We start from the raw sequence: 11,530 nt of genomic DNA on the forward strand, positions 1-11,530 counted from the left end.
GATTGCCTGTGTTGTTCCGAACACGGTTGATGAAATGTGAACCCGTCAGTTGCGGCCCGGCCGGCGGGTGGGGTCGCGCAGTTGGAAGAGGCTGGCGGCCAGGCCCGATGCCGGCTGAAGCGTGGTCAACTGGGTTCGGGTGCGGACGCCTTGCGCATCCGTGATGGTCCACTCCTGCAGCCGCAGGGGCGAGCCGGCGAAGGCCAGGATGACCGAGCCCTCGTTGGGACGGCGCTGGTCGCGGGCGGTGATGGCGAAGGCGCCCGACTGCATCCGGGTGACCCGGTCGATCTGGACGCCCTGATCCAGGCGGACGTTGCGGGCGAGGAAGGTCGACAGGGGCGTCATGCCCAGCGGCACCTGGCGGAAGACGTTCAAGCGCGGGTCGTAGCGTTTGACGTTCGACCCGTCCGAGACGACTAGCAGGCCGGCGGGATTGGTGTATTCGAACCGCATCTTGCCGGGACGCTGCAGATAGAAGCGGCCTTCGCGGCGCTGGGCGCCCGAGGTCTCAACGAAGGTTCCCTGGGCCGAGGTCAGGCCCTGCAGATAGGTCTGGGCCGTGGCCAGGGTCGCGCGATCCTCCGCCGACAGGCCGGACTGGGCCGAGGCGGGCAGGGCGGCGAGAGCGCCCATGGCGGCGAGGCCGAAGCCGAGGTCTCTGCGGGACAGGGTCATGGTCGTCTTTCTCCCGTTCGGGATGATTGTCGATTGCGCCGTTCTGACAGACCCCAACGGCGTCGGCATGACGACAGCTGGACCATATTCCGGCGGCTGGATGAAGCCCTGTTCAGCCCCGATGGTTCCCGAGAGGGTGGGACTCGGGATTAGGGCATAGATCGCGAGCGTGAGAGCCGGCTAGTCCCCAATCCCTGGTCGCTTACTCGGATCAAACCATCGGCGGCGGACCGGCGAGGATGTCCCGCTTGCCGGCGTGGTTGGCCGGGCTGACCACCCCTTCTTGCTCCATCCGCTCGATCAGGGAGGCGGCGCGATTGTAGCCGATCTGCAGGCGGCGCTGGACGTAGGAGGTCGAGGCCTTGCGGTCGCGGGTGACCACCGCCACGGCGCGGTCATAGAGGTCGTCGCCGGATCCGCCATTGCCACCCTCGTCGAAGGCGTTGTCGCCGTCGCCGTCCGGATCGTCGGTGATCAGGTCGAGGTAGTCAGGCTCGGCCTGCGAACGCAGGTGTTTGCAGACCTCCTCGACCTCCTGGTCCGTCACGAACGGGCCGTGCAGGCGGGTGATGCGGCCGCCGCCGGCCATGTAGAGCATATCGCCCTGACCCAGCAGCTGCTCGCCGCCCTGTTCGCCCAGGATGGTGCGGCTGTCGATCTTGGACGTGACCTGGAAGCTGATCCGGGTCGGGAAGTTCGCCTTGATGGTGCCGGTGATGACATCGACCGAGGGGCGCTGGGTCGCCATGATCAGGTGGATGCCGGCGGCGCGGGCCATCTGGGCCAGACGCTGGACCGCGCCCTCCACGTCCTTGCCGGCGACCAGCATCAGGTCGGCCATCTCGTCCATGACCACGACCAGATAGGGCATGGGTTCGGGGCGGATCTTCTCCGACTCGAAGACTGGGCGGCCCTGTTCGTCGAAGCCGGTCTGGACCGTGCGTTCGAAATGCTCGCCCTTCTTCTGGGCCTCGACCGCGCGCTCGTTGTAGCTGGCGACGTTGCGGACCCCCAGCTTGGACATGCGGCGATAGCGGTCCTCCATTTCGCGCACGGTCCATTTGAGGGCGACGACGGCCTTCTTCGGATCGGTGACGACGGGCGCCAGCAGGTGCGGGATGCCGTCATAGACCGACAGCTCCAGCATCTTGGGGTCGATCATGATGAAGCGGCATTCGGCGGGCGAGAGCCGGTACAGGATCGACAGGATCATGGCGTTGACCCCGACCGACTTGCCCGAGCCGGTGGTGCCCGCGATCAACAGGTGGGGCATGCGCGCCAGATCGGCCACGTAAGGGTCGCCGCCGATGGTCTCGCCGAGCGCCAGCGGCAGGATATGGGCCGGCTTGCCGTATTCGGTCGAGGCCAGGAGATCGCGCAGATAGACGGTCTCGCGCTTCAGGTTCGGCAGTTCGATGCCGATGGCGTTGCGGTTCGGCACGACCGAGATCCGGCAGGCGCGCGCGCTCATCGAGCGGGCGATGTCGTCCGACAGGGCGACCACGCGGCCGTGCTTCACGCCGGGGGCGGGGACCAGTTCGTACAGGGTGACCACCGGGCCGGGGCGGATCTGGTCGATCACGCCCTTGACCCCGAACTCGGCCAGGACGCCTTCCAGCATCTTGGCGTTCTGTTTCAGCGCGTCCTCGTCGACCATGCCGGCGCGTTGCTGCGGCTTGGCCAGCATGCCCAGCGGAGGCAGGTCGAAATCACCTTCGGGACGGGCGAAGTCGAAGGCGGTCTGGTCGTCGTCGACGGATTTCTTCGAGGGCTTGGCGGGCTTGGGCGCGGCGACCTTGATCTCGGTGGCGGCGGCGAGGGGTGTCGGCGCGGCATAGGCCGGCACGGGGACCGGGTCGTCCCAGGGCAGCGGCTCGTCGGCATCGACGTCCGACGCGGGTTCGTCCTGGGGCATCTCCAGTCGGGCCGGACGGCGGGGCGCGCGGGCGGGCGCGGCTTCGACCTCCGGATCCGGACGGGTCGGGCGACGGCGGGCGGGTCGAGAAGCGGCGGGGGCGGCTTGGCGGCGCAGGCCCGAGGCCCAGGCGACGCCTTCTGAAAAATCGCTCAGGCGCAGACCCACGGCATAGCCGCAGGCCCACAGGCCGAAGCCGAGGAAGACGATCCCGCCGATGATGCTTCCGCCCGGCGCGTGAAGGGCGCGGAAAGCCGCATCGACCAGACCGATCACCGCGTCGCCCCACAGACCGCCGAGGCCCGCCGCCAGGGGCCAGGCGGTCGGGGCGGCGAGGGCCGAGAGGGCGGCGGACAGGCTGAGCACCCCGCTGGACGCCGCCAGGGCCTTCAGCGGGGTAGGCTTGAGGCGCTGCTGGATCGCATCGCCGATGGCGGCCGCGAGGCCGAAGGCGACGGTCAGGGCCGCGGCCGGCCAGGCGGCGAGGCCAAGCGACTGCATGAAAATGTCGGCGAACAGGGCGCCGTTCAGGCCCAGCCAGTTGGTCGGGGCGGAGGACGAGGCGGCGTTCAGGCTGGGATCGGCCGGATTCCACGACACCAGGGCCACGACCAGAAGCGTCGCCAGCAGGGCCTGCAACACGCCCCGGAACCGCACCATGAAGGGCGCGTCCCAGATCATGAGGGCGCTGGCGAGTGCGCGCTGGCTGACAGCGAGGGCTGCGGACATCGAAGGCTCCGGACGAAGATCGGACCCAGTGTCGCAGATGCAGGGTTAAGGGGCTGTTTACCCTGGGAGGGTCGAGAGAAAAGCGTCGAGGGTCGAGAAGGCGAACCCCTCGACCCTCGACCCTCGACCCTCTACTCTCGACCCATGTCTTCCCCCCACACCCACGACGTCATCGTCGCCGGCGCCGGCATGGCGGGGGCGACGTTCGCCCTGGCGGCGGCGAAGGGCGGGTTGAGGGTCGCGATGATTGATCCGCAGCCGTTCTCGGCCCAGCTGGCGCCGACGTTCGACGGAAGGTCGACCGCGATCGCCTGGTCGACGTTCCGGATGCTGGATGCGCTGGGATTGGGCGAAGGCTTGCGGCCGCACGCCTGCCGGATGGACCGGATCCTGGTGACCGACGGGACGCGGCCGGGCGCGGCGTCGAAATCCGCCTCGCCCGCCTTCCTGCGTTTCGACGCCGACGAAATCGGCGACGTCAACGGCGGGGAGCCGCTGGGATACATGGTCGAGAACCGGCGTATCCGCTCAGCCCTGGCTGAGGCGGTGGCGACGACCGACATCGATCTGCGCACGCCCGGCTCGGTGGTCGGGGTGGAACAGACGCCGGCCGCGGCGCGTGTGACCCTGGCCGACGGATCGGTGCTCAGCGCTCCGGTCGTGGTCGGCGCCGAGGGGCGCGGCTCCAAGGTCCGAAAGGCCGCCGGGATCGAGACGGTCGGCTGGGGCTATGGCCAGTCGGGCGTGGTGGCCACGGTCCGGCTGGGCCGCGACCACGGCAATGTCGCCCACGAATATTTCCTGCCCGGCGGCCCGTTCGCCATCCTGCCCCTGACCGAACAGCGGGCCAGCCTCGTCTGGACTGAGACGACCAGGGCGGCCGAGGCGCTGAAGACCTGTTCGGACGCCGCCTTCCAGTCGCACCTGATGCGGCGGTTCGGAGAGTTCCTGGACGGCGCGACGCCCGAGGGGCCGAGGTTCGTCTATCCCCTGGCGCTGGAACTGGCGACGACCCTGACCGCGCCGCGCACGGCCATCATCGGCGATGCGGCCCACGGCGTGCACCCGGTCGCGGGGCAAGGCCTCAACATGGGGCTTAAGGACGCCGCGGCTCTGGCCGAAGTGCTGATCGAAGCCATGCGGCTGGGCGAGGACATCGGTTCGGAGGTCGTCCTGGACCGCTACGCCCGCTGGCGCCGGTTCGACAATGTGGCGCTGGCCGCCGGGTTCGACGGCTTCGTGCGGCTGTTCTCCAACGATCTGCCGCCGGTGCGTCTGGCCCGCGATCTGGGTATGGCGGCGGTGAACCGTATCGGGCCGCTGCGCCGCGCCTTCATGCGCGAGGCCGGCGGGGCGACCGGGGATTTGCCGAAACTGCTTCGCGGTGAGTTGGTCTAGTCCAGCTGCCGCGCCTCTTCCGGCAGCATGATCGGCACGCCTTCGCGGATCGGAAAGGCCAGTTTCGCGCCCTTGGAGATCAGCTCGTTGGCCTCGCGGTCGTAGGTCAGTACGCCGCGCGTGATCGGGCAGACGAGCACCTCCAGAAGGCGCGGATCAACGGATGACGGAGTGTGGAACGCGTCGGACATTTTTCTGAGGGCTATCGCTCGCGACGCGGTCGCTCGCTGCTTGAGCCCGTTCCTCCGTTAGATCGAGATCGTTCTTGTTACTGCATCGAGCTCGGCGTGTCGCCGTCGCCGACGTCGGCGGCGTCGATCCGCATCAAGGCCGTCAGCACGTCGACGCGGTCGTCGAGCGCGGGGCTTTCCAAGAGGGCCTGTTTCTCCGCCGGTTCAAACGGCAGGGCCATGGACAGGCTGTTGATGAGGGCCTCCTGAGGCGCCGCCTCGGCCGTCTCCCAGTCGATTTCGAGCTGTCGGCGTTCAAGATACTGTTTGAGCGCGGCCAGGAAGGCGGGGCGGTCGAAGGCCTCGCCTTCGTGCGGCGCGCTCAGGTCGCTCTCGAACGGAGTGAAGGCGGCGCGGACCTGGCGATAGGGCGTCTGGCTCGGAAGTTCGGTGGTGATGCGGAAGCGCGCGATCCCGGTCAGGGTGATCAGGTAGCGGCCGTCCGAGGTCTCGGCGAAACTGGTGATCCGACCGGCGCAGCCGACCGCCGACAGGCTCGGCAGTTGCGCCGTGCCCCCCGAGGGCTGGATCATGCCGATCATCCGCTCGCCGGCCATGGCGTCGTCGATCATGTTCAGATAGCGCGGCTCGAAGATATTCAGCGGCAACTGACCGCGCGGCAACAGGATGGCCCCGGGCAGCGGAAAGACCGGGATCACCTGCGGCAGGTCGACGGCCTTCACATAGCCCTGGGGCATCCGGACGCCTTTACGAAAACAGGATGGAGGACAGGCGGCGACGCCCGTCTTTCGCCACGTCGGACGACAGGCCGGCGGCCTCGAACACGACCAGCAGGTGTTTCCGCGCCGCGCTGTCGTTCCAGTCGCGATCGGCCTGGACGATGGTCAGCAGGCTGTCGACCGAGCCCTTCAGATCGCCTTCGGCCGCCTGGGCCAGCGCCAGATCGTAGCGGGCCTGATGGTCGTTCGGATCGGCCTTCACCTTCGCTTCCAGGGCGGTGGTCTCGTCGGTCGGGGCGCCCGACGCGAGGGCCAGCTGGGCGCGGACGCTGACGACCGAGGGCTCGGTTGAATCCTGCGGGGCCATGGCGATGGTCTGGCGCGCCTGATCGACGTCGCCCCCGGCCAGGTAGACGCGCGCCATGCCGGCGATAGCCTTCTGGTTCTCCGGCTCGATGGTCAGAACGTGGGCGAAGGCCTGGGCCGCGCCGCCGAAGTCCGACAGCCCCAGCGATTCCTCGCCCAGCGCCAGCAACTGCTCGACGTCGGAATTGACGCCTTCGCCGCCCGAAAGCTTCTCGATGAAGGCCTTGATCTGGCTTTCGGGCACCGCGCCCTGGAAGCCGTCGACCGGCTGGCCGTTGACGAAGGCGTAGACGGTCGGGATCGACTGGACCCGCAGCTGGCCGGCGTAGGCGGGGTTCTTGTCGACGTCGATCTTGACCAGTTTCACGGCCCCGCCGGCCGCGCGGACCTGTTTCTCCAGCGCAGGGGTCAGGGTTCGGCACGGACCGCACCAGGTGGCCCAGAAGTCGACGAGCACCGGCTGGATCTTCGACTGGGCGATCACGTCGTCCATGAAGCCGGCGTCGGAGCCCTCCTTGATCAGGTCGTCGGCGGAGGCGGTGGGATCAGCAAAGGTCATCGGGTCTCTTTGAAGCTCGGGGCTGTAACGCGTCAGGGGTCAGATGGTCGCGGCGGCCTCGTCCGGCAAGGCGGCGCCAAAGTCGATCACCAGCGGCTCGCGCTCGATCTCCGAAAGGAAGCGCCGAAAGGCCGCCTGGGTCAGGGCCGTCGTGGCCGTGTTGGCCAGCGGGTGGAAGTTGACGATGTCGGCGTCCCAGAGAACCTTGTCGATCACGAAGGTCACGCGTCGGTCCACGTCGTTGATCAGGGCCAGCGCCGTGACTGAGCCGGGTCGCACGCCGAGCGTCTCGTACATCAGGGTTTCATTGCCGAACGACACCCGGTCCGACCCGATGGTCTTCGGTGCGGCCTTCAGGTCGATGACGGTCTTCTGCTCGGCCGAGATCAGCCACAGTCGGCCCTTCTTGTCCTTGAGGAACAGGTTCTTGGTGTGGGCGCCGGGCAGGGCGGCCTTGATGTCGTGACCTTCATCCACGGTGAAGACGGCCGGATGGTCGTGGGTCGTCTGGTCGATGCCGTGCTCGGCCATCCAGGCGATCAGAGTGTCGCGATCATAGGCAGGTTGAGCGGTCATGGCGGGCCGGGCTAGGAAGGATGACGATTGGATACCTGCCGGAGCGTCGCCTTGGAACTCGAATGCTACCCCATGTCGGCGCGGCCGCCGGATCTGGTGCCCGGCCGCCAGTCGCGGAACTGGATGGATGCCTTCGTCAGCCGGCATCCTTATCGGTGCCTGCCCCTGACCATGGCCAATACGACGGGGTGGGAGATCCTCTGTCCCTTCACCTTCACGGCGGAGTGGAACGGCGGGCCGCAGCAGTCCGACATCACAATCACGCCCGAACGGCCCCAGCCCGAGCTGGACCATTTCGTCACCTCGCACTTCTCGCGCGGCGTCCTGACCATGCACCCCCAATATCTGTTCCGCACGCCGCCGGGCTGGGGGATGATCTGCTCGGGATCGCCCAACCATATGAAGGACGGGATCCAGCCCCTGGTCGGGCTGATCGAGACCGATTGGCTGCCCTTCCCCTTCACCATGAACTGGCTGTTCACCCGGCCAGGGCGGATCAAGTTCGAACGCGGCGAGCCCTTCTGCTTCATCAACATGGTCGAGCACCGGAAGATGGAGGCGGTCCAGCCGGTGATCCGGACGCTGGAAAGCAATCCCGTGATGAAAGGCCAGTTCGAGGCCTGGAACCGCCAGCGGACGGATTTCAACACCCGCCTGGCCTCGGGTGACCCGGACGCGGCCAAGGAGGCGTGGCAGCGGTTCTACTTCAAGGGCGAACTTCCCGAGGATCTGGGCGCGGCGCCGGACAGCCATGCTAACAAGCGGCGTCTGAAAAACCCACGGGTGGGGTGATCAGCTGGCGGCCAGGATCGCCTCCAGCCCCTCGCGCCATGTCGGGTGTTTCGGCCGCCAGCCGAGCTCGGCCTTGGCGCGGGCGTTCGAGATGCGTTTGCAGTCCAGATAGAAGCGCCGCATCCCCTCCGACACCGAGGGGTCGGTCCAGTCGACCTCGGGCGGCTGGGGCAGGCCCATCCGGCGGGCCGCATCGGCCATGACGACATCGACGCCGGACGGGGCGTCGTCCACGAGACTGTAGGCGGCGCCCGGCCTCGGCCGCTGCATCGAGGCGAACAGGCCGTCCACGGCGTCGTCGACATAGATGCGGTTGAAGACCTGGCCAGTCTTTCTCACCAGCCGGGCCGAGCCGTCCCGCAGACGCTCCACCACCGACCGGGCGGGGCCGTAGATGGCCGGCAGGCGGAAGACCTGGACCGTCAGCCCCATGCCGCGTCCGGCGTCGAACCAGTCGGCCTCCGCGCGAACCCGGCGGGCCCCCTCCAGAGACGCGGCGTTCAGGGCGTCGTCCTCGAACACCCAGCCGCCGTTACGGTCGCCGTAGACGGCGGTGGAGGAGACGTAGCCGATCCAGTCCGGATAGGCCTGCGCCTCGGTCAGGGCGGGCAGAAGGACGCGCGCGGCCGGGCAGCCGCGGCCTTCGGGCGGGGCGGTGACGAGGATGGCGGAGGCCTTGGCGACGGCCGCATTCAGCGCCGCCGCGTCCGCCGGATCGACGGCCGCGATCCCGTCGGCTTCGAGCACCGCCCGACGCTCCGGGCTCCGCGAGGTGGCCGCGACGCTCAGACCACGCCGCTTCGCCTCGGCCAGAACCGCGCGGCCGAGATAGCCGGCGCCGAAGACGAGCAGGGAGCCTTGCGCCATTGCGAGGATCAGCCGACCCGCGCCTGGGCGGGAGCGGCCTTCGACGCAGCGGCGGGCGCGTCCCGCAGGGCCTCGGCCCGTTTGCCGTTCCAGGCGGAGACGCAGGGAATCTTCGAGCGATCGGCTCGGTCGGCATAGCGGCGGGCGATGTCGGTCACGTCGGCCATCAGCCCCTCGGCCAGGGTGATCGGCTTCAGGCCCAGATCCTTGAACTGGTCGTTGGCGACGACCAGTTCGTTCTCATCGGCCTCCAGACGCGGGTTGGCGACATTGTGGACCTCGGCGCCCGTCATGCCGGCGACCATGGCGGCCAGGTCGCGGACGCGGCGGCTCTCGGTCATCTGGTTGAGGATCTTGACCCGTTCGCCCTTCTTCGGCGGGTTCTTCAGCGCCAGCTCGACGCAGCGCACCGTGTCCTGGATGTGGATGAAGGCTCGCGTCTGGCCGCCCGTGCCGTGGACCGTCAGGGGGTATCCGACCGCCGCCTGCATCAGGAAGCGGTTCAGGACCGTGCCGTAGTCGCCGTCGTAGTCGAAGCGGTTGATCAGACGCTCGTCCTTGCGCGTCTCCTCGGTCTGGGCGCCCCAGACGATGCCCTGGTGCAGGTCGGTGATCCGGACGCCGTCGTTCTTGGCGTAGAACTGGAACAGCAGGGCGTCCTGGGTCTTGGTCATGTGGTAGATCGAGCCCGGGTTCGGCGGGAACAGGATCTCCTGCTCGGTCGGGCCGAAATCGGTATCCACCGTGACCTTCAGATAGCCTTCCGGAATCCGCAGCCCTGCGGTGGTGTAGCCATAGACCCCCATGGTCCCGAGGTGGGCCAGATGGACGTCCCGCCCGCTCTCCACGATGGCGGCCAAGAGGTGGTTGGTGGCGTTCAGGTTGTTGTCGACGGTGTAGAGCTTGTGCCGCGCCGACTTCATCGAATAGGGAGCGGCCCGCTGTTCGGCGAAATGGACGACGCTGTCGGGCTTCTCGTCCTTTATCAGGGCGACCAGGCGGTCGAACTCCTTGCCGACGGTCAGGTTGACGAAGCCGATGTCGCGGCCCGACGCCTCCTTCCACGCGGCGATCCGCTCGCCCATGGTCCGGATGGGGGTCAGGGACTGGACCTCCAGCTCGTTGTCGATGTTCCGGCGGCTCAGGTTGTCGACGATCACGACCTCCCAGCCCTGGGCCGACAGATGCAGCGCGGTGGGCCAGCCGCAGAAGCCGTCCCCGCCCAGAACCAGTACTTTCATCGTCGTCTTTCCCTCTGCGCCAGCCCTGCCTAGCGGAAGCCGGGGGGCGGAGCAAAGCGGGGCCGTGGCCTAGAGCAGAGGCGTTATCGCCGCACGCGCCGCGTCGCCGAGGCCGGCATGCTTCAGCCCGTAGGCCACATTGGCACGCAGCAGACCCACCGGATCGCCGCAGTCGAAGGTGGTCCCTTCGTATTCCAGGGCGTGGAAATCCCGGACCTTCATCAGCCGCGCCATGGCGTCGGTCAGCTGGATCTCTCCGCCCGCCCCCGTCTGCTGGTCGGCCAGCAGGGGGAAGATGTCGGGCGTCAGGACATAACGGCCAGAGATGAACAGGTTCGACGGCTCGGTCCCCAGCGGCGGCTTCTCGACCATGCCGGTCATGCGGTTAAGGCGACCCTCGCGGCCGTCGAGAGCGACGATGCCGTATTTGTGGGTCTCTCCTTCGGGCGCCGGTTCGACGACGACGACATTGCCGCCGGTCTGCTCATGGGCCTCGATGGCCTGTTTCAGGGCGGGGGTGTCCGCCATCATCAGCATGTCGGCCAAGATCACCGCGAACGGTTCGTCGCCGATCAGGTCGCGGGCGCAGAAGACGGCGTGACCGAGGCCCAGCGGCGCCATCTGGCGCACGAAGCTCATCTCGCCCGGCTTCGGCAAATCCATCACCACCGACGTCAGGATGTCGTCCTTGCCCTTGGCCTTCAGGATCGCCTCGACCTCATAGGCGTGGTCGAAATAGTCCTCGATCGAGGTCTGGCCGCGCCCGACCACGAAGATCATGTGTTCGATGCCCGAGGTCCGGGCCTCCTCGACGATGTGCGACAGGATCGGCCGGTCGAACACGTTGAGCATGTTCTTCGGCGTCGTCTTGGCGGCGGGCAGGACGCGGGTGCCCAGACCCGCGACGGGCAGGACGGCCTTGCGAACGCGGCGAGATGCGGTCGTCATGGAAGAACTCTCTCGGGTCTGAACAGCGGCCCCCGTTGTAGGCGGCGTCGATGCGGAACGCCAATGGCCGGATCGGGATGCGGCGGAACTTCGGTCGGTGAGACGCGCTGATCCGTCAGCGGAAAGAGGAAAACCCATGAAGAAGACCCTGATGATCACGGCCTGCGTCGCCGCCGGCCTGGCGCTGGCCGCCTGCGGCAAGCACGAGGAGACGCCCGCCGCCACGGATGCGGCGACCGACGCCTCGGCGACGACGGAGATGAACTCCGGTTCGGTGGCCGCCCCGGCCGACAGCGGAGCCATGGCCGGCGCGAACGGCGCGGCCCCGGCCGCCTCCGACACGATGGGATCCGGCGCCCCGACTTCGGGCGCGATGTCGTCGTCCACCGGGGCTCCCGCCAATCCGACGGGCAACACCCAGGTGCCGGGCGGGGTGGTGAACTCAAGCGACCCGGTCCCCCCGGCGCCGGGCGACTATTCGAGCAACAATCCGCGTCCGAACTGACGCTGGATGAGGTCCTGAAGCCAAACGGCCCGGGATCGATCCCGGG

The 11,530-nt window shown here is 68.2% G+C and carries 12 protein-coding genes; 3 read left to right on the forward strand and 9 right to left on the reverse strand.

The genetic code is table 11. From position 1 onward, the window contains the following. Positions 1–45: 45 nt before the first annotated feature. Both O5O43_RS14710 and O5O43_RS14715 read right to left on the reverse strand, forming a co-directional pair. Positions 46–678, reverse strand: coding sequence for an outer membrane lipoprotein carrier protein LolA (locus tag O5O43_RS14710; protein ID WP_271084647.1), 633 nt, complete (start codon positions 676–678; stop codon positions 46–48). A 211-nt stretch (positions 679–889) separates the two neighbouring features. Continuing rightward, the gene (locus tag O5O43_RS14715) at positions 890–3,322 is read right to left on the reverse strand and encodes a DNA translocase FtsK (protein WP_271084648.1); all 2,433 of its coding nucleotides are present in this window, start codon (positions 3,320–3,322) and stop codon (positions 890–892) included. A gap of 144 nt (positions 3,323–3,466) precedes the next feature. Between O5O43_RS14715 and O5O43_RS14720 the strand changes: the two genes are divergently transcribed. Continuing rightward, on the forward strand, positions 3,467–4,720 hold the full coding sequence (locus O5O43_RS14720) for a UbiH/UbiF/VisC/COQ6 family ubiquinone biosynthesis hydroxylase (RefSeq protein WP_271084649.1): 1,254 nt from the start codon (positions 3,467–3,469) through the stop codon (positions 4,718–4,720). Here O5O43_RS14720 and O5O43_RS14725 read toward each other — a convergent pair. The 4 genes from O5O43_RS14725 to O5O43_RS14740 all read right to left on the reverse strand — a co-directional run bounded on the left by O5O43_RS14725 (position 4,717) and on the right by O5O43_RS14740 (position 7,131). Next, complete coding sequence (locus O5O43_RS14725) at positions 4,717–4,911, reverse strand: Trm112 family protein (protein ID WP_271084650.1); 195 nt, start codon at positions 4,909–4,911, stop codon at positions 4,717–4,719. The genes O5O43_RS14720 and O5O43_RS14725 overlap by 4 nt on opposite strands. A 77-nt stretch (positions 4,912–4,988) precedes the next feature. Then, positions 4,989–5,648 (reverse strand): LON peptidase substrate-binding domain-containing protein, encoded by a 660-nt coding sequence (locus O5O43_RS14730; protein WP_271084651.1) that lies wholly within the window; start codon positions 5,646–5,648, stop codon positions 4,989–4,991. Between the two features lie 10 nt (positions 5,649–5,658). Next, complete coding sequence (gene trxA, locus O5O43_RS14735) at positions 5,659–6,555, reverse strand: thioredoxin (RefSeq protein WP_271084652.1); 897 nt, start codon at positions 6,553–6,555, stop codon at positions 5,659–5,661. Positions 6,556–6,594: 39 nt separating this feature from the next. Continuing rightward, on the reverse strand, positions 6,595–7,131 hold the full coding sequence (locus tag O5O43_RS14740) for a prolyl-tRNA synthetase associated domain-containing protein (protein ID WP_271084653.1): 537 nt from the start codon (positions 7,129–7,131) through the stop codon (positions 6,595–6,597). A gap of 51 nt (positions 7,132–7,182) precedes the next feature. On the opposite strand from O5O43_RS14740, the gene O5O43_RS14745 reads away from it, so the two are divergent. After that, positions 7,183–7,923 carry a DUF6065 family protein gene (locus O5O43_RS14745; RefSeq protein ID WP_271084654.1) on the forward strand — a complete coding sequence of 247 codons (741 nt, stop codon included), beginning with the start codon at positions 7,183–7,185 and terminating at the stop codon, positions 7,921–7,923. On the opposite strand, the gene O5O43_RS14750 is transcribed toward O5O43_RS14745, so the two are convergent. From O5O43_RS14750 to O5O43_RS14760, 3 genes are all read right to left on the reverse strand, one after another. After that, a complete protein-coding gene (locus O5O43_RS14750) occupies positions 7,924–8,790 on the reverse strand; it encodes an NAD-dependent epimerase/dehydratase family protein (RefSeq protein ID WP_271084655.1) in 867 nt (288 codons plus the stop codon). It lies immediately after the preceding gene. Positions 8,791–8,798: 8 nt separating this feature from the next. After that, complete coding sequence (locus tag O5O43_RS14755; protein ID WP_271084656.1) at positions 8,799–10,031, reverse strand: NAD-dependent epimerase/dehydratase family protein; 1,233 nt, start codon at positions 10,029–10,031, stop codon at positions 8,799–8,801. 69 nt (positions 10,032–10,100) lie between these two features. Continuing rightward, entirely contained in the window at positions 10,101–10,979 is an 879-nt protein-coding gene (locus tag O5O43_RS14760) for a UTP--glucose-1-phosphate uridylyltransferase (protein ID WP_271084657.1), read from the reverse strand. A gap of 136 nt (positions 10,980–11,115) precedes the next feature. Here O5O43_RS14760 and O5O43_RS14765 point away from each other — a divergent pair, with 136 nt between their 5' ends. Continuing rightward, on the forward strand, positions 11,116–11,484 hold the full coding sequence (locus O5O43_RS14765) for a hypothetical protein (protein ID WP_271084658.1): 369 nt from the start codon (positions 11,116–11,118) through the stop codon (positions 11,482–11,484). Positions 11,485–11,530: the final 46 nt, after the last annotated feature.

Source organism: Brevundimonas sp. NIBR11, from assembly GCF_027912535.1.
GTDB lineage: Bacteria > Pseudomonadota > Alphaproteobacteria > Caulobacterales > Caulobacteraceae > Brevundimonas.